Here is a 17,941-nt window from a genome sequence, read left to right as displayed (position 1 = left end):
TCTGAGACGCAAACTCCTTGATCGACGGGGTGGGGTGGTCAGTAGGATGCCGGTCGTGCGCGTACTTCTTGTGGGTGGTGGTGGGCGGGAGCACGCTCTCGCGCTCGGACTGGCCGGCGACCCGGCTGTCGAGGCACTCGTGGCGGCTCCGGGCAATCCGGGAATCGCTGCGGTGGCCGAGCTGCGGGAGGTGACACCCACCGACCCGGCAGCAGTGGCGGCCCTCGCCGTCGAGGTCGCTGCCGACCTGGTGGTCATCGGGCCGGAGGCGCCGCTGGTGGCGGGCGTCGCCGACGCGGTACGCGCCAAGGGCATCGCGGTGTTCGGTCCGAGCGCGGAGGCGGCCCGGCTGGAGGGCTCCAAGACGTTCGCCAAGGACGTGATGACCGCCGCGGCGGTGCCGACCGCCCGCGCGTACACCTGCGAGGACGCGGCGGCGGTGGCGCGTGCGCTGGACGAGTTCGGCGCGCCGTACGTGGTGAAGGACGACGGGCTCGCCGCCGGCAAGGGCGTGGTGGTCACCGACGACCGGGCGGTCGCGGAGCGGCACGCCGCGGAGTGCGGCCGGGTGGTGATCGAGGAGTACCTGTCCGGCCCCGAGGTGTCCCTGTTCGTGGTCACCGACGGCGAGGCGGCGGTGCCGCTGCTGCCGGCGCAGGACTTCAAGCGGGCCGGCGACGGCGACACCGGGCCGAACACCGGCGGGATGGGCGCGTACGCGCCGCTGCCGTGGGCCCCGCCGAACCTGGTCGACGACGTGATGCGCGACGTGGTGCACCCGACGCTGGCGGAGCTGCGCCGCCGGGGCACCCCGTTCGCCGGCCTGCTCTACGTGGGCCTGGCGATCACCCCCTCCGGCCCGCGGGTGATCGAGTTCAACGCGCGCTTCGGCGACCCGGAGACGCAGGTCGTGCTCGCCCTGCTGGAGACGCCGCTGGGCGGGCTGCTGCACGCCGCCGCCACCGGCACGCTGGGCGCGCACCCGCCGCTGCGCTGGCGCGACGGCGCCGCGGTCACAGTCGTGGTGGCGGCCGAGGGCTACCCGGCGGGCCCGCGTACCGGTGACGTGATCACCGGCGCGGACCGCGCCGGGATCATCCACGCCGGCACCCGCCGGGACGCCGACGGCACGTTGCGGTCCGCCGGCGGCCGGGTCCTCTGCGGTACGGCGACCGGGCCGGACCTGGCCGCCGCGCGCGACGCCGCCTACGAGTTGGTACGCGACGTCGAGCTGGCCGGTTCCCACCACCGCACCGACATCGCGGCGGCGGCTGTGGACGGCCGGATCACGATCCCGGGCTGACCGCTTCGGGTCGCCGGCCGGCCATCCGGTTGAGCACGTTCGCCGTGGCCCGCTCGATGCGCGGGTCACGGTGACCCTGCCGGTCCAGTGCCAGGGTCCAGCCGAGCGTGCCGCTGGCGAAGACCACCGCGCCGCGTGCCGTCTCGTAGACGTGGCTGTTCTGGACCCGCCGCCCGCCCTGCTGGGCCGGGTACGGCGACGAGCTGAGCGTGCTTCCGGCGGGCCGGGCGAGGGCGGCGTGCACCCCGTCCGCCTCGCCCGCGATCACCCCCGGGATGCGGTCGCCGTCGGCGACGCCGGTGCCGGCCCACACCCAGTGGTCGGCGGTGCGCACCACGAGCGGCTGCGGGGTCAGCACGATGCCGTTGTACTGCACGCCGAGCAGCGCCTGTTCCGGCTGGTCGAGGTTACGCCAGGTCAACGTCGGGTCGCTGCCGTCGGCACCCCGGCGGGGGTCGGTCTTGGCGCACTCGACGACCCGCTCGGGGCGGCCGTCGGCGGCGGGGTGGATTCGGGCGTGCCAGTAGACGCTGTTCGCGCCGAGGAACGCGAGGCTGGTGCCCCCGGCCAGTCCGACCTCGGTGGCCCGGCGCATCTCGGCCGACCAGTACTCGTCGTGCCCGCAGAAGACCAGGCCCCGGTACCGGGCCGGATCGAGCCGGCCGGAGTGCAGGTCGAAGCTGGTGGCGTAGCTGACGTCGTACCGGTTGCGTTCCAGCCACCGGATCGCGGCCTCGTCGCGGTCGGAGTGGAAGGGCCGGCCGGCACCGGAGTAGGGACGGTCGAACGTGACAGCGCGGGCCCGCAACTCGGGGTCGCGCCGCCCGTCGGGCCGGTAGCCGCCGTACAGGCTCTTGCCGACCCGCCGGTCGCGCGGCCACTGGTTGTACGCCTGCCAGGTGGTCACCGGCAGCACCACGCACAGCGCGGCCGGGCGCCAGTCGTCGCGCACCACGAACGGCGTGCACGCCCGCCAGCCGTCGGCCGAGGTGAAGACCGCCTGGTAGAGGCCGGAGGTCCAGTCGCGCGGGACGGACAGGCGCCAGGACACCGGCCACCGGCAGTCGAGCACGCCGGTGTCCGGGTCGGCGACCGGCACCGGCTGCGGCACGCCGCGCAGCTCGGGGCTGGTCAGCACGGTGCGGGCACCCGCGCCGCCGTACCAACCGAGGCGGTGCACGCTGATCCGGAACCGTCCGGCCGGGTTGACCGCGACGTGGAACTCGATCTCCTCGCCGGGGGCGACGCTCGTCGTCGAGGCGTACCCCTGGATCTGGCGCCGCCTGTCGTCGGCGGCCCGGCCGTCGTCTTCCGGCCACCACGGCTCACCGGCGGCGCGGTTCTCCCGCTCGACCGGCGAGACCGGCGGGCTCGGCAACCGGTTGGGTGAGTCGCCGGGCTGGCCGCCGAAGACCGGGTCGAGCGGGCCGAGCGCGGCGGCGGACGCGCCGCCGACGAGGAGGCCGAGCGCGGTACGGCGCCGAAGTCGGTCCATTGTGGTACACCCCGTCTCCCCGTTCGATCGGGGGAGACGGTAGCACCGGGAGGCCCGAGCTGTCTGACCGATGTGGATCAGTCGAAGTAGCGGCGCAGCTCCCGGCTGAGCACCTTGCCGGTGGCGTTGCGCGGCAGGTACTTGACGAACACCACGTCGCGGGGCACGGAGAAGCGGGCCAGGTAGCGCCGGACGTACTCGCGGACCGCCTCCGGGTCGAGCGTCTCGCCGGTGCGCAGCGCCAGGAACGCGGCCAGCCGCTGGCCGTAGTCGGGGTCCGGTACGCCGATCACGGCGACCTCGCGGACCTGCGGCAGCCGGGCGATCAGATCCTCGACCTCGGACGGGAAGACGTTCTCGCCACCCGAGACGATCATGTCGTCGGCCCGGCCGTCGACGAAGAGAAGGCCGTCGGCGTTCAGCCGGCCCAGGTCGCCGGTGTCCAGCAGACCGTCGCGGCTCTCCCGGCCCGCGCCCGAGGTGTAGCCCTCGAACAGCATCTCGTTGCCCACGAAGATGCGCCCGACCTCGCCGTCCCGGACCGGCCGGCCGTTCTCGTCCAGGATGGCCAACCGGGTGCCGTGCGGCGGCCGGCCGGCGGTGGTGGGCGCGGCGCGCAGTTCGCGTGGGCCGGCGATGGAGGCCCAGGAGACCTCGGTCGAGCCGTACAGGTTGTAGAGGACGTCGCCGTAGCGGTCCATGAAGGCGACGGCCAGGTTGCCGGGCAGCGCGGATCCGCTGACCGCCACCACCTTGAGCGGCGGCCGGGGCTGCGGCGGCGCCACCTCCATCAGCCGTTGCAGCATCACCGGTACCGCGAACATCGCGTCGCACCGCTGGTCGACGAGCGCGGCGAGCGTGGCGGCCGGGTCGAAGCGCCGGTGCAGCACGACTGTGGCACGCAGCGCGAACGAGACCTGAAGTGCGGCGTACCCCCAGGTGTGGAAGATCGGCGCGGCGATCATCACGGTGTTCTTCGCGTGCAGCGGGATGCGGTCGATGATGGACACCAGCGGGCCGAAGCCGTGCGGGGTGGGCCGGCGGGCGCCCTTGGGCGCGCCGGTGGTGCCGGAGGTCAGCACTATGGTGCGCCCGTCGCGTTCCGGGGGCTGGAGCTTCTCGCCGGGGACCGCGGCGGCGATCAGCTCCTCCTGCCGCCGCTCGTCGACCCGGTGCAGCTCGGCCGGGAGGCCGAGGACGCGCTCGGTGAACTCGCCGTCGTGCACCAGGACGCGCAGGCCCTGTTCCTCGGCCACTGTGACCAGTTGCGCGGCGGACAGCCCGGTGTTGACCAGGACGGCGTCGGCGCCGAGCAGCATCGCTGCGACTATCGCCTCGATCAGGCCGTGATGGTTGCGGCAGAGCACACCCACCCGGTCGCCGGTCTCCACGCCGAGGTGGGACCGCAGCGAGCGGGCCAGCCGTTCGGAGCGGTCGAGCAGTTCCTGGTACGTCATGGTGGCGCCGCGCTCGTCGACCACGGCGACGCGGCCGGGGTCGCGGACGGCGGCCTGGCGCAGCTCCCCGGCGAGGCTCCAACCCCACCGGCGCAGCGCGTTGAGCTGGGAGACCACGCGGATCGGTCCGCCCGGGGTGAGCAGTCCACGTCGGGTCAGCGTGGCGGCGATGAACGGCAGGTCCAAGGCGCAACTCCTTCGCGTTCGTGGTTCGTCGACCAGGCTCCGGACGGTCGGCCGTCCGGTTCGGCATGATCTTGTGCCCGATCGCGGTTCGGGTCGGCCCGGGAGCGGCGGCCCGGCCCGCGACGGCACGAGGCGTCGTCACGGGTCGGGCCGCGGCCCGCCGGCGGTCAGCGGATCTGCATCCCGGAGATGGCCCGGGAGATGACCAGCCGCTGGATCTCGGAGGTGCCCTCGAAGATGGTGTAGATCTTGGCGTCGCGGTACCACCGCTCGACCGGGTGGTCGCGCAGGAAGCCGGCGCCGCCGAGGAGCTGGACCGCCTTGTCGGTCACCGCGACGGCCACCTCGCCGGCCTTGAGCTTGGACATCGAGCCCTCGCCGGCGGTGAACGGCCGGTTGTTGCGGCCCATCCAGGACGCGCGCCAGACCAGCAGCCGAGCCGCGTCGATCTCCATCTTCATGTCGGCGAGCGCGAACGCGACCGCCTGATTCTCGATGATCGGCCGTCCGAACTGGACCCGCTCCTTGGCGTAGTCCAGGGCGTACTCGTATGCGGCGCGGGCCACGCCGAGCGCCTGCGCGCCGACCGTCGGGCGGGACAGCTCGAACGTCCGCATCGCCGCCTGGCCGGAGGCGCGCTGCCCGGACCGGGCGCGGGCCAGCCGCTCGTCGAGCGCGTCCTTGCCGCCGAGCAGGCAGCGGCCCGGCACCCGCACGTCGTCGAGGAAGACGTCAGCGGTGTGCGAGGCCCGCAGCCCGAGCTTGCGCAGCTTGCGGGTGGCGGTCAGGCCGGGCGTGCCAGGCGGTACGACGAAGGCGGCCTGCCCGCGCGAGCCCAGCTCGGGCTCGATCGAGGCGGTGACCACGTGCACCCCGGCGATGCCGCCGTTGGTGGCGTACGCCTTCTGCCCGTTGAGCACCCACTCGTCGGTGGCCTCGTCGTAGACGGCGCGGGTACGCATCGAGCCGACGTCGGAACCGGCCTCCGGTTCGCTCGTGCAGAACGCGGCGACGGCCGGGGAGTCGACGTCGCCGAAGCACTGCGGCACCCACTCGACGAGCTGGTCGGGGGTGCCGGCGCCGTAGATCGCGGCGACGGCGAGGGAGGTACCGAAGATGCTCAGGCCGATGCCGGCGTCACCCCAGAAGAGTTCCTCGCTGGCGATCGGCAGGGAGAGGCCGGTGGGGTCGGCCCAGCAGGTGGCGAGGAACTCGAACCCGTACAGACCGACCTTCGCGGCCTCCTGGATGATCGGCCAGGGGGTCTCCTCCCGGGCGTCCCACTCGGCCGCGGCCGGGCGCACGACCTCGGCGGCGAAGCCGTGCACCCAGTCGCGAAGGTCCCGCTGTTCCTCGTTCAGGTCTAGCGAGAACTCGGCCATGTCAGGCCTTGGGGATGTCGAACAGGTTGGCGATGTTGGCGGCCAGGCCAAGGTCGCCCTTGGCCTTCAGCTTGCCGGTCATGAACATCATCACCGGGTTGGCGCCACCGGAGACGATCTTCAGGAACTCGACCGGGCCCATGGTGAGGCTCAGCTTCGGGTCGCGGGTCGCGGTCTCCGAGGCGGTGCAGGTGCCGTTCTCGATGACGATCTCGTAGGTGTCGGTGCCACCGTCCGGGCGGCCGGTGATGTTCCAGTGGATGACCGCGTTGGTGGAGCCGGCGCGGTCGGCGCGGAACAGCGTGGGCATCCGGTTGAAGACCTCGCTGAGGATCTTGCCGCGCGCCTCGCCCGACATGATCTCGGCGATCTTGGCGTCCGGCGTGGTCTTGACCAGCTGCGCGAACTCCTTCGGGCCCACGTTCGCGAAGTTGGCCGGGTCGAAGTCAGTCATGGGGGATTGCACCTCTCGGGCGGAGCCGACTTTGGTTACTCTGGCGTAACCTTACGCACGGGTAGGTATGCTCGCAAGGGTGTCCAGCACGCCGACCTTCAAGCGCCTCCCCCGGGCCGTACGCGAGCAGCAGATGCTCGACGCGGCGGTGAAGGTGTTCTCCCGCCGCGGCTTCCACGCCGCCAGCATGGACGAGATCGCCGACGACGCCGGCATCTCCAAGCCGATGGTCTACGCCTACCTCGGCACCAAGGAGGAACTCTTCATCGCCTGCCTGCACCGGGAGAGCACCCGGATGATGGAGGCGATCGCCGGCGCCGCCGCCCCCGACCTGCCCGCCGACGAGCGGCTCTGGCGCGGGCTGCGCGCGTTCTTCGGCTTCGTCGGCGCGCACCGGGACGGCTGGGCTGTCCTCTACCGGCAGGCCCGCGGCTCCCAGCCGTTCGCCGCCGAACTCGCCGCCATGCGCGGCCGGCTGGTCGAGGTGGTCGCCGGGATGCTCGACCACGCGCTGCGCGCCTCCGGCCGCGAGGTCGGCGCCACCGACCTGGAGGTGGTCGCGTACGCGCTCGTCGGCGCCAGCGAGTCGCTCGCCGACTGGCTCGCCGACCACCCGGAGGCCGACGCCGGGAAGACCGCTACCCGGATGATGAACGTGGCCTGGCTGGGCGCCGACCAGTTGCTGCGCGGCGCCGCCTGGCACCCGCCTTCTGTGTAAGGAAGGGACCCTTCTTAACGCCTCCGGTAGTACAAGGGCCCCTTGTTAACAGTCGCGACGAGCGGCGGCCCGGGCGCGTGCCCTGCGGCGGCCCCAGCGGGCGGCCTCGAACAGGCCGGTGACGGCCAGCGAGATACCGACGCCGGCGAGCAGCCCGGACAGCGGGTTGTGCTCGAACGCGAGGCCGCCGAAGTAGCCGAGCAGCCCGCAGTAGATCCCCCATGTGGTGCACGCCAGGCCGTCGTACAGAAGGAACGTTCGCGCCGGGTAGCGGACCGCGCCCATGGTCAGCGTGACAGCGGTCCGGCCGCCGGGGACGTACCGGGCGGTGGTCAGGATCATCCCGCCGCGCCTGTCGACGGCCCGGCGGGCCCACTCCGAGCTGGCCCGCCGCCTGCTGTCCGCCGGGAAGCGGGCCAGCCGGTGCGCGCCGCCGCCGCGCCCGATCGCGTACGAGATGTGGTCGCCGAGGAGCGCGCCGAACGCGGCGGTCACGATCACCAGCACCAGGTTCGGCTCGCCGCCCGCTGCGAAGACGCCGGCCGTGATCACCACCGTCTCGCCGGGGACCGCCGGGAAGAACGCGTCGATCGCGGTGACCGCGATGATCAGCAGGTACACCCACGGCGACGTCACCGTGTGGTGCAGCAGGTCGAGCACGTCCCCCATGCACCCATGCTCGGGGGTGCGGTGTTAAGCAGGGGCCCTTCCCATACAAAAGGCGTTAACAAGGGGCCCTTCCTTCTCCTCGGCCGTAGGCCCGCGCGACGTGAGCACCACCGGCGCCCCGAGCGCCTCCGAGACCGCCGTCGCCCAGTCGGCGGGCGCCGAGTCCAGCACCGGCCGGGCCCGCAGCAGCCGCTGCGTGAGCGCCGCCTGCCGGTCCAGGTCACCGGCCGGCCCCGGTACGAGCCGGTCCAGGTCCGCGTAGCGGCGGCAGATCCGCAGCTCGGGACCGGCCAGGTCGAGGTGGGTGAGCGCCACCCCGTCCACGCCGCCCGCCACGTCCAGCGCATACCGGTGGGCGACCGCGTCGAAGTGCCCGAACCGGAACCGGCCCTGCCAGGGGTTCGTCCCGTTGTGCCGGTCGGTGAACGGCAGCGCCGGGTCCTCGGTGACCAGTGGCCCGGGGCCGTGCCGGGTGGTGGTGGTCCGCAGCACGCCGAGCCGCTGCGCGGTCCCGGCCATCCCCGCCTCGGCGAGCAGCGTCTCGGCGTTGGCGAACGTCGTGGTGCTCCACGTCGTGTACGGGTGGAAGCCGTGCCACTCGTCCAGCAGCACCCCCTGGGCGCCCTCGAAGACGCAGGTGCCCTCGCGCAGCGCACCCGCGAGCCAGCTTCGGTCGACGATCGCCACCCGGCGCGCGAAGGCCGCGTACGCGGGCAGGCAGTCCTCCACCGGCGGCGCGTCCAGCGGTCCCAGTTCGGCGGTGAGCCGGTCGCGCAGCGCGGTCAGCCGCCGGCGCAGCACCGCCGGGCGGCGGCAGTCCGCCACCCGGGGTGCCTCGTCGGGGTGGACGAGGCCGTACGCGACCGCCTCGCCCACCCCGAGCCCGCAGGAGCCGTGCCGGTCGGCTCCCCGGGCGATCTCCCGGGCCCGGTTCGCGGCCCGGTGGTACGGGGTGGCGAGCAGCGCCTCCCCGTCCACTGTCAGACGGTCGAGCGCGTCGGGTACGCCCACCGACGCGAGGTGGTCGGCCTCGGCGGCCAGCGCCAGCGGGTCCACCACGACGTGCCGCGCCAGGTGCGTCCGTACGCCCGGACGGAACGTCCCGGCGCCGAACTGCGCGAACGTGTGGTGCCGCCCGTCGCGCAGGACGACGTTGTGCGCCGCCTGCGCGCCCCCGTTGAACCGGATCACCGTGTGGACCTGCCGGGTGGCGCAGAGCAGGTCCACCACTGTGCCCTTGCCGGCGTCGCCGTAGCCGAGGTCGACCACCATCACGTGGTTCACAGCCGGGTGACCCCGCTTCCGCCGTCGGCCGGGCTGAACGGCAGCGTCGCCACCGCACGCCGTCCGGAGCCGAGCCGGGCCAGCGCCTTCGACACGGTCCGGGTGGCGGTGGAGCCGGCCCGGTCCAGGTCGCGCAGCCCGGCGTCGAGGTCGATGGCCTGCTCGCCGAGGCCGACGGTGAGCGCGATCGTCTCGCAGACCGCGTCCAGGTCGTCCAGTTCGACAGCGTTCTGCCCGAGCAGGCCGCGCCAGAAGTCCAGCACCTTGCGGTTGCCCGCGTAGTGGCTGCCGGCGGGCAGCAGGTAGTAGGTGTCCCAGCGCGCTGTCACCTCGTCCACGATCTGCCGGACCGGCACGTCCTCGCGCAGGTCGTCGCCGATCAGCCGGGTCACCTCAGCGGTCTTCACCGCCGGGTACGCCAGTTCGTCGCCGATGATGAACAGGTAGCCGCGACGGCCGCGCTTGTCCCAGCTGTCGGTGGCGGTGTGCCGGGCCACGAAGTAGAGCGCCAGCTCGTACGACTCCATCATCTGGCCGCCTCCGCCGCCCTCCAGCACGATCCGGCCGAGGTCGTCGTCCATCCGGTTGTCGGACTCGAACTGCCCGATCTGCAACGGCACCCGGTCGCAGGTGGCGTCGCCGATCGCGCCGAACATGACCTGCGGGTCCTTCGCGTACCCCTGGCGCAGCAGCAGGCCGAGCAGCTGCGGCAGCTTGCTCTGCAGCACGCGGGGCACGTGCCCCATCGAGCCGGTGACGTCGAACAGCACGGCGATCGGCGTCGACTGGGGGTGTTCGGCGGAGTCGCGGCTCTCCCGCAGCGCGTCGCGCGGGTCGAGCGCCGGGTGCACCTTGCGGGCGCCGCTGTCGCTGTACGAGAACGCGCTCTTGCCGGTGCGGCGCCGGTAACGGTCGGCGGCGTCGTACACGTCGGTGGACCAGATTCCACTGCCCATGGCAGCCTCCCTACGGGTTGAGGGTGAAGGGTCGGAAGGTGCGCGGCCCGTACAGCCGGTGCAGCACCTCGTCGAGTTCGCGCAGCAGCCGCCAGGCGTCGTCGGGCCGGGTGGCGAGCGCGGCGCCCTGGCAGCCGTCGGCGAAGGCGCGCAGCTCGCGCGGCGCGCGGTCGCCCATCAGCCAGGTCATGCAGCGGGCGGCGAGCGCGATGTCGGTGCCGGGCCCGCACGGCCGCTTCGCGGCGACCTCCGGCGGATACCAGTCCTCGTGGCCGGGCACGAGCGCCGGCACGAGCCCGCCCGGTTCGGCCGAGAAGCACCAGTCGACGAGGACCAGGCCGTGGGCGTCCGGCTCGATCAGCACGTGCCGGGGCAGCACCGCGCCGTGCACGACGCCGGCCCGGTGGGCCAGGCCGAGCGCCACGAGCAGCCGCCGCCACATCCAGGCCGCGTCGCGCGGGTCCAGCCCGTCGGGGTACGCGCGGCGCACGTCGTCCAGGCTGCGCAGCCCGGGTACTGTCACCAGCTCGTTGACCTGCCGTTGCACGCCGGTCGACGGGTCGCGGGCCGGGTAGGAGTCGACGAGCCGGGGCACGTACGCGAGGTGCTTGGCGTCGCCGCGCTCGGCGATGCGGCGCAACGCGCGCGCTTCGCGGGCCATCAGGTCGTTGTCGCCGGGGTGCCGGCACACCTTGGCGAGGTGATAAGAAGGGGCCCTTCCTCTACCGGAGGCGTTAACAGGGGGCCCTTCCTTACGTTCGTGCAGGGTGGCGACGTCGCCGGTGTACGCGGGGGCGGGCGTGCGCCAGCGCGTGGTGACCGTGACGAGCGCTTCGGCCGCGGCGGCGCGTACGCCCGGGTCGGCCGCGCCCAGCCGGTCGGGGTGCAGCGCGCCGACGAGTTCGCGGTAGCGGCGGGCGGGCTCCTGCGTGCCGAACAGGTCGGCGTCGGTGCGCGCGGCGGTGACCAGCCGGATCGCCTCCTCGGTCCTCACCGCACCGTCTCCTCCCGGGCGGGGCGCAGCAGCGCCGGGTGCAGCAGCCGGGCGTCTCCGGCGCGGTAGAGCTTGGCCCGGGGGCCGCCGCGCGCGCCGCCGCGTTCGGTGCTGGCGCCGGTGCTCTCCACGAAGCCGGGCACCGAGAGCACCTTGCGGTGGAAGTTGCCGGCGTGCAGCGGGTGGCCCCAGACCGTCTCGTAGACCTCCCGCAGCTCGGTGATCGTGAACTCGGGGGCGAGGAACCGGGTGGCCAGCGGCGTGTACTCCAGCTTGGAGCGGGCGCGCTCCAGACCGTCGTCGATGATCCGGCCGTGGTCGAAGGCGAGCTGCCGGCTGGTGAGCGCGGTGACCGGCAGCCAGATCGCCTCGTCGGCGTCGGTGTCGGCGACCGGGTCGGGCAGGTCGGGGGCGAACGCCAGATGCGCGACCGAGACCACCCGCATGCGCGGGTCGCGGTCCGGGGCGCCGTAGCTGCCGAGCTGTTCCAGGTGCACCCGCCGCAGCCGTTCGCCGCCGAGGCCGGTTTCCTCGGCCAGCTCCCGCCGGGCACCCGCGGCCAGGTCCTCGTCCGGCTGGACGAAGCCGCCGGGCAGCGCCCAGTGTCCCGCGTAGGGCGGCGCGCCGCGGCGGATCAGCAGCAGGTGCAGCGCGCCCTCGCGGATGGTCAGCGCGACCACGTCGACGGTGACCGCGACCGCCGGGTAGTCCCGGGGGTCGTACCCGGCGAGGAAGTCCTGCTCGTTCACGGCCGCTCACTCTCTCAGCTTGAGAACAACTCAATCTGAGAACAACTTAGCGCCGAAAAGAGGGGACGGCAAGTCCCCTCTTTCACTCAGCGCACGGAACCGGTCAGATGCGGTCTCCCGTCCCGGGCGCTGTGCAGCGCGAAGTCCCAGCCCGTGTCGATCACCGAGGCGCTGAACGCGACTGTGGACGGCAGCGGCACCGGCAGCTTGAACGACACGTCCACCGTGTACGCCTCGGGCAGGCGGGGCTCCAGCGCGGCCAGGCAGCGGGCCTTGCTCCACATGCCGTGCGCGATCGGGCGCGGGAAACCGAACAGCCGCGCGCCCAGCTTCGAGGTGTGGATCGGGTTGTGGTCGCCGGAGACGCGCGCGTAGTCAGTGCCCACCCGGGGCGTCACCCGCCACAACGCCGAGGCGGCCGGCGGCGCCGGGCGGTCACCCCGGTCGCGCCGCGGGCCGCCGCCCGCGGCGCGCTCCTTCCCGAGGTACGTGGACACGCCGCGCCACACCTCCTCGCCGCCGATCGACCCGATCAGCACCACGTCGAGCTGACGGCCCCGCTCGTGCGGGCGCAGGTTCTCCGCGTACGTGTGGAAGTCGACGCGCTCGCCGACCTCGACCGGCCGGTGCACGGTGATCCGGTTGGCCACGTGCACCACGCCGGTGAGCGGGATGGGGAAGCCCGGACCCGTCATCAGCCGCAGCGACAGCGGGAACCCGAGCACGTGCAGGTACGTCGCGGGCAGCCGGTCGCCCAGCCGGAACCCGCACACCCGGTCGTAGTCCGCCAGATGCCGCTGATCCACCGCGACCCCGCCGACGGCCAGTTCGAGCCCCGGCACGTCGGCCCCGCGCCGCCCCCCGACCCCGGGCACCACTCCCAGCAGCGCCCGCCGGTACAGCGCCCCACTGGCAGGCAGCCGCTCCAGCTGCACCCGCCGCCGTCCCGCCGCTGTCTCACCCGGTCGATCATGAAGTTGGCTGCCTTGTGGATCTCCAGAAGTGCCGTCAACTTCATGATCGTCGGGAGCTGGGCGGGTGGGGGTGGGGGCGGGGTGGGATCGGGTCTGGGCCAGGGCTGCGGCTCGGGCGGAGGTCAGGTCGCGGGTGGGGCCCTCGATCAGGTCGTGCAGGGTCAGGTCGTCTTCCTCGTGGTCACGGGGTGCCATCACGCCCCCAGCAGGCTCTGGCCGCAGACCCGGACCACGTTGCCGCTGACCGCGCCGGTCGCCGGCCAGGAGAGCCAGCCGATCGTCTCGGCCACGTCCACCGGCAGGCCGCCCTGGGCCATGCTGTTCATCCGTCGTCCCGCCTCGCGGATGGTCAGCGGGATGCGCGCGGTCAGTCGGGTCTCGATGAAGCCCGGCGCGACGGCGTTCAGGCTGATCCCGCGCTCGCGTAGCACCGGGGAGAGCGAGTCGACCAGGCCGATCACGCCGGCCTTGCTCGTCGCGTAGTTGGTCTGCCCCCGGTTGCCGGCGATCCCGGCGATCGACGAGACCGACACGATCCGGCCGCCGGCCGGGATCAGGTCGCGTTCCAGCAGTACGTCGTTGATGCGCTCCTGGCTGGACAGGTTCACGTCGATGACCGAGTCCCACCGGTCGGCGTCCATCCGGCCCAGCGTCTTGTCCCGGGTGATGCCCGCGTTGTGCACCACCACGTCGACCCGGCCGTGCCGGGACGCCAGATGCTCCGCCAGCCGGGCCGGCGCATCAGGTGCGGTCAGGTCCAGCTGCACCGCGCTGCCGCCGATGTCGTTTGCGACGGCGGCCAGCTCGTCCCCGGCCGCCGGGATGTCCAGCGCCACCACCTGGGCGCCGTCGCGGGCCAGCACCTTCGCCAGCGCCGCGCCGATGCCCCGGGCCGCGCCGGTCACCAGTACCACCTGCCCGTCGAGCGGCCGGTCCCAGTCGGCCGGCGCGACCGCGGTGCCGGTGCCCACGCGTACGACCTGGCCCGAGACGTACGCGGAGCGGCCGGAGAGCAGGAACCGGAGCGTGGACTCCAGGCTCACCGGCGTGCCGGCGTCACCCTCGCGGGTCACGTAGACGAGCTGGGCGGTCACGCCCCGGCCGAACTCCTTGCCGATGCTGCGGGTCAGGCCCTCCAGCGCGCGCTGGGCGGTAGCCTCCCGAGGGGAGCCGCACTCGGCCGGCGGGGTGCCCAGCACGATCACCCGGCCGCTCGGCAGCAGCGAGCGGGCCTGCGGGTGGAAGAAGTCGTAGAGCTGGCGCAGCCCGGCGGAGTCGGTGATGCCGCTGGCGTCGTACACCAGGGCCGCGAAGCGGCGGTCGGCGTCGTGGGCGGCGACCGGGTCGGCCAGCTCGACCCCGGCGGCGGTCAGGATCTTGCCGGCCGGCTCGGCGATCCGGCCGCCGGCCGAGGAGCCGAGCAGGACCGGCCCGGGAACGAGCGGGTCGCCCGGCGTGTGCCGGCGCAGTCGGGGCGGGTCGGGCAGCCCGAGGCGCTTGACCAGCGCGCGACCGGCCCCCGTCTGGACGAAGCTCGCGTACCTGTCGGTCATAGGCGTAGCCTACTGGCGAGTAGGGTTCGGGCAACAGTTTCGAGGGAGGCCGATCGTGCAGAGTGTCCGGCGGGTCGCGGTCATCGGGGGCAACCGCATCCCCTTCGCCCGGTCCAACTCGCGCTACGCGCACGCGTCGAACGCCGACATGCTCGGTGCGGCGCTCGACGGGCTGGTCGCCCGGTTCGGGCTCGCCGGCGAGCGGGTCGGCGAGGTCGTGGCCGGCGCGGTGCTCAAGCACTCCCGCGACTTCAACCTCACCCGCGAGGTGGTGCTCGGCTCCCGGCTCGACCCGCACACCCCCGCGTACGACATCCAGCAGGCCTGCGGCACCGGGCTGGAAGCGGCCATCCTGGTCGCCAACAAGATCGCGCTCGGGCAGATCGAGGTCGGCATCGCCGGTGGCGTCGACACCACCTCCGACGCGCCGCTCGCCGTCAACGAGGACATGCGGCGCACCCTGATCCAGCTCAACTCCGCCCGTACGCTCGGCGAACGCCTCAAGATCGCGGCGAAGCTGCGCCCGCACCAGCCGTTCAAGCCGGAGATCCCGCGCAACGCCGAACCGCGTACCGGGCTCTCGATGGGTGAGCACGCGGCCCGGACCGCGCTGCGCTGGAACGTCGACCGCACCGCGCAGGACGAACTGGCGCTGCGCTCGCACCAGCGGCTCGCCGCCGCGTACGACAAGGGGTTCTTCGACGACCTGATGACCCCCTACCTGGGGCTGACCCGCGACCAGAACCTGCGGCCGGACACCAGCCTGGAGAAGCTCGGCTCGCTCAAGCCGGTCTTCGGCGCCTCCGGCGCGGACGCCGAGCGGGCCACCATGACCGCCGGCAACTCGTCACCGCTCACCGACGGCGCGTCGACCGTGCTGCTCGCCTCCGAGGAGTGGGCCAAGGCGCACAACCTGCCGGTGCTGGCCTGGTTCTCCTGGTCCGAGGCCGCCGCCGTCGACTTCGTGCACGGCGACGAGGGCCTCCTGATGGCCCCCGCGTACGCGGTGCCCCGGATGCTGGCCCGCGCCGGCCTGAGCCTCCAGGACTTCGACTTCTACGAGATCCACGAGGCGTTCGCCTCGCAGGTGCTGGCCACCCTGGCCGCCTGGGAGTCGCCGGAGTTCTGCAAGGAGCGCCTCGGCCTCGACGCCCCGCTCGGCTCGATCGACAGGGACAAGCTCAACGTCAACGGGTCGTCGCTGGCGGCCGGCCACCCGTTCGCCGCCACCGGCGGCCGGATCGTCGCGACGCTGGCCAAGCTGCTCGACCAGAAGGGGAGCGGGCGCGGCCTGATCTCCATCTGCGCGGCCGGCGGGCAGGGCGTGACAGCGATCCTGGAGCGCTGACGGGCGACGCCCGCCCGGTGAGCAGCCGGGCGGGCGTCGGGTGTCGTGGACGGCTCAGCCGCCGACCGTGAACTTCTCCCAGAGACCGATCGTGGTCCGGTTGGCGATGAGCGGATTGGTGCCGACGTTGTCGGCGCTGACGTAGCGGCTGTTGATCGTCGCCTTGAGGCTGGTGGTGCCGTCCGCGTTGCGGGTCACCGTGAACTTCTCCCACGCGCCCGCGCTGGTGCGGTTGGCGATGAGCGGGTTGAGGCCGACGTTGTCCGCGCAGACGAAGCGGCTGTTGGCGTGCGAGAAGACACCCATTTGCCCGGATCCGAGATCCGCCAGGTCGAACGTCTCCCACGGACCGGCGGTGTCGCGGTTCGCGATCAGCGGCTTCGCGCCGGCGCTCTCCGCGCTGACGTACTTGCTGTTGACGGCGGCCTTCAGCGTGCGGTTCGAGTCGGAGACGTTCACCCGGTAGAACTTCTCCCCGGTGTTGACGGTGGACGCGACAGCGGTGAGTGCGGTGCTCGACGAGACACCGACGTAGCCGCCGTTCTCCCCCCGCAGACTGACCGTGCCGTCGGCGTTGCGGAGCAGCTCGAACGTCGAGTTCGAGGTCACCGTGGGGAAGAGCGGCTTGATCGTGTCGCCGTTGTTGCTCAGGTACTTGCCGGTGGCGCGGGAGAAGAGCGCGATCCGCCCGTTGCCGGCGTCCATCAGGTCGAACTGGCCGCCCGCACCCATCGTGGCCTGGTCGGCCTGCACGCTGGATCCGGCGGTGGGCGCGTTCGCGAAGCGCAGGTTGTACAGCGACAGCAGCCCGATCGACCCGGTACGCGGCAGCACGCTGACCAGCAGGCCGAGCGAGGCGCCGACGCGGCCGTCGCTGCCGGAGACCTTGACCGAGACGGTGAACGTACCGGTCCTCGTGTAGGTGCGGGAGGCGACCGGCTTGTCCTGGGTCACCACGGTGCCGTCACCGAAGTCGAACACGTACGTGGTCAGCGGGACGTACCCGGGAGTCGACGCGGACGCGTCGAGCGTGACCGAGGAGGTGTCCGGGTCGTACCTGATGTCGAGGACGGCCTTCGGAGTGCCGAGGAGTTCGGTCGGTCCCCGGTCGGCCCACGGGACCGGCCCGGAGCCGGTGTTCGGCACGGCCGGGTTGTCCGCCCGGCCCGCTCCGGTGCGGTCCGTGGCCGGGTAGCCGGGCGCGGCCGAGTTCGCCGAGTCCTCCCGGACAGCGGACCCGCTGCCCTCCCTGTCGTGAGCGGCCTGCCCGGACACCGTCCGGAAGCGGGCCAGATCCATGGTGGTGCCGTTCCAGGAGTAGCTCGACGCGCTCGGGACGAAAGTCTGAGCGGTGTTGTTGTAGTCCACAGTCACCCGCTTGCCGGAATCGTCGTACAGCTCGAGCACCGGCTTGTCGTAGCAGGTCGTATCGATGTTGCTGACCAGGACGTTGTTCTGCACCGATGCGCCGGCCGACGAACCGTCGACGCGGACGGCCCCCGAGCAGCGGCCGCGGACCTCGTTGTTTGTGACAGCCGTCCGGGCGGCCCCGTTGTTGTGGATCCCGATGCCGTCACCTTCGGACACCTGGTTGTTGACGACCTCGGTGTCCGCGGCGTCGGGACCGACCAGGACGGCCGCGCCGTCGAAGCCCGCGATGGTGCCGCTCGACACCTGGTTTCCCGGCCCGTCGACCCGGATACCCGTGCCGGGACCGACGTCGGAGCCGAGCCTGCCCCCGTACAGCACGGGGGACCGGAGGGCGACGCCGGTCGTCGCGGCGTCGAGGACGATGCCGTTACCCGGCGTGGTGATCGTGGTCTGCGACAGGACCGACCGGGTGACCGCAGTGAACCGGACGACGGGCGTGGCGGACCTGCCCGACATCGTGTACGAGCCGCCCTGCACCGTGATTCCGCTGGAGTCCCGCAGGTCGAGCCCGGGTACGTCGGCGAGCGCGGTCATCCACAGGTCGCGGAGCACGACGTCGTGCCGCCCGTCGACCAGCACCCCCGCCTCCGGCCCGCTGATGCGGCCGTTGCTGCCGGCGGTGTTCCGGATGGTGATCGGCTGGTCGGGGGTGCCGGAGCGGGCGACCGTCACGCGCTCCGCGTACGTGCCCGCGCCGATGTCGACTGTCTGCCCGGCCTCGACCCGGGCCACCGCCGGACCGATCGAGCAGAACGGCGCGGCCTGGGTGCCGGGCCCGGTGTCGGAGCACGCGGCCGAGTTCTGCCGGACGTAGAGCGTCGTCGCGTCGGCTGCCTGGGCCGGTGTGGCCAGGGGCAGCAGGGAGCCGCCGGCCAGTGCGGCTACGGTCAGCCCCGCCAGGGACGGTCTGCGCATCTGGATCCCCCATGAAGAAGAGAACGGCCCGGATCGATCCGGACCGGACGATCCTCGCGTGAGACGCCCCGCG

At 73.0% G+C, this 17,941-nt stretch carries 15 protein-coding genes; 3 read left to right on the top strand and 12 right to left on the bottom strand.

Translation table 11 applies throughout. From position 1 onward, the window contains the following. Positions 1–55 precede the first annotated feature (55 nt). A complete protein-coding gene (gene purD, locus Q3W68_RS07575) occupies positions 56–1,303 on the top strand; it encodes a phosphoribosylamine--glycine ligase (protein ID WP_302904740.1) in 1,248 nt (415 codons plus the stop codon). Here purD and Q3W68_RS07570 read toward each other — a convergent pair. The 4 genes from Q3W68_RS07570 to Q3W68_RS07555 form a co-directional block, all read right to left on the bottom strand. After that, positions 1,287–2,798 (bottom strand): N,N-dimethylformamidase beta subunit family domain-containing protein, encoded by a 1,512-nt coding sequence (locus Q3W68_RS07570; protein WP_302904738.1) that lies wholly within the window; start codon positions 2,796–2,798, stop codon positions 1,287–1,289. The two genes, purD and Q3W68_RS07570, sit on opposite strands and share 17 nt — an antisense overlap. A gap of 77 nt (positions 2,799–2,875) precedes the next feature. Next, the gene (locus Q3W68_RS07565; RefSeq protein WP_302904737.1) at positions 2,876–4,441 is read right to left on the bottom strand and encodes an AMP-binding protein; all 1,566 of its coding nucleotides are present in this window, start codon (positions 4,439–4,441) and stop codon (positions 2,876–2,878) included. 167 nt (positions 4,442–4,608) lie between these two features. Continuing rightward, the gene (locus Q3W68_RS07560; protein WP_302904736.1) at positions 4,609–5,823 is read right to left on the bottom strand and encodes an acyl-CoA dehydrogenase family protein; all 1,215 of its coding nucleotides are present in this window, start codon (positions 5,821–5,823) and stop codon (positions 4,609–4,611) included. Position 5,824: 1 nt separating this feature from the next. Next, positions 5,825–6,277, bottom strand: a complete 453-nt coding sequence (locus Q3W68_RS07555; RefSeq protein WP_302904735.1) for an SCP2 sterol-binding domain-containing protein — start codon at positions 6,275–6,277, stop codon at positions 5,825–5,827. 79 nt (positions 6,278–6,356) lie between these two features. On the opposite strand from Q3W68_RS07555, the gene Q3W68_RS07550 reads away from it, so the two are divergent. After that, on the top strand, positions 6,357–6,995 hold the full coding sequence (locus Q3W68_RS07550; RefSeq protein ID WP_302904734.1) for a TetR/AcrR family transcriptional regulator: 639 nt from the start codon (positions 6,357–6,359) through the stop codon (positions 6,993–6,995). Between the two features lie 45 nt (positions 6,996–7,040). Here the strand turns inward: Q3W68_RS07550 and Q3W68_RS07545 are convergent, their stop codons facing one another. The 7 genes from Q3W68_RS07545 to Q3W68_RS07515 all read right to left on the bottom strand — a co-directional run bounded on the left by Q3W68_RS07545 (position 7,041) and on the right by Q3W68_RS07515 (position 14,174). Further along, entirely contained in the window at positions 7,041–7,664 is a 624-nt protein-coding gene (locus Q3W68_RS07545) for a DedA family protein (protein ID WP_302904733.1), read from the bottom strand. A gap of 24 nt (positions 7,665–7,688) precedes the next feature. Further along, entirely contained in the window at positions 7,689–8,948 is a 1,260-nt protein-coding gene (locus tag Q3W68_RS07540; protein WP_302904732.1) for an adenylosuccinate synthetase, read from the bottom strand. Further along, positions 8,945–9,904, bottom strand: a complete 960-nt coding sequence (locus Q3W68_RS07535) for a hypothetical protein (protein ID WP_302904731.1) — start codon at positions 9,902–9,904, stop codon at positions 8,945–8,947. The genes Q3W68_RS07540 and Q3W68_RS07535 overlap by 4 nt, the downstream gene beginning before the upstream one ends. 10 nt (positions 9,905–9,914) lie before the next feature. Beyond that, positions 9,915–10,898, bottom strand: coding sequence for a serine/threonine protein kinase (locus Q3W68_RS07530; RefSeq protein ID WP_302904730.1), 984 nt, complete (start codon positions 10,896–10,898; stop codon positions 9,915–9,917). Further along, positions 10,895–11,647 carry an NUDIX domain-containing protein gene (locus Q3W68_RS07525; RefSeq protein WP_120574060.1) on the bottom strand — a complete coding sequence of 251 codons (753 nt, stop codon included), beginning with the start codon at positions 11,645–11,647 and terminating at the stop codon, positions 10,895–10,897. The genes Q3W68_RS07530 and Q3W68_RS07525 overlap by 4 nt, the downstream gene beginning before the upstream one ends. An 86-nt stretch (positions 11,648–11,733) precedes the next feature. Then, positions 11,734–12,816, bottom strand: coding sequence for a MaoC/PaaZ C-terminal domain-containing protein (locus tag Q3W68_RS07520; RefSeq protein WP_302904980.1), 1,083 nt, complete (start codon positions 12,814–12,816; stop codon positions 11,734–11,736). Beyond that, positions 12,816–14,174: a 3-oxoacyl-ACP reductase gene (locus tag Q3W68_RS07515; RefSeq protein ID WP_302904729.1), complete on the bottom strand. Its 1,359-nt coding sequence runs from the start codon at positions 14,172–14,174 to the stop codon at positions 12,816–12,818. The genes Q3W68_RS07520 and Q3W68_RS07515 overlap by 1 nt, the downstream gene beginning before the upstream one ends. Positions 14,175–14,229: 55 nt before the next feature. Here Q3W68_RS07515 and Q3W68_RS07510 point away from each other — a divergent pair, with 55 nt between their 5' ends. Next, complete coding sequence (locus Q3W68_RS07510; protein WP_302904728.1) at positions 14,230–15,522, top strand: acetyl-CoA C-acetyltransferase; 1,293 nt, start codon at positions 14,230–14,232, stop codon at positions 15,520–15,522. A gap of 54 nt (positions 15,523–15,576) precedes the next feature. Here the strand turns inward: Q3W68_RS07510 and Q3W68_RS07505 are convergent, their stop codons facing one another. After that, positions 15,577–17,868: a PKD domain-containing protein gene (locus tag Q3W68_RS07505; RefSeq protein WP_302904727.1), complete on the bottom strand. Its 2,292-nt coding sequence runs from the start codon at positions 17,866–17,868 to the stop codon at positions 15,577–15,579. Positions 17,869–17,941: the final 73 nt, after the last annotated feature.

Source organism: Micromonospora sp. C28ISP2-4 (assembly GCF_030519385.1).
GTDB classification, from domain to species: domain Bacteria; phylum Actinomycetota; class Actinomycetes; order Mycobacteriales; family Micromonosporaceae; genus Micromonospora; species Micromonospora tulbaghiae.
This window is presented reverse-complemented; position numbering and strand designations above follow the sequence as displayed.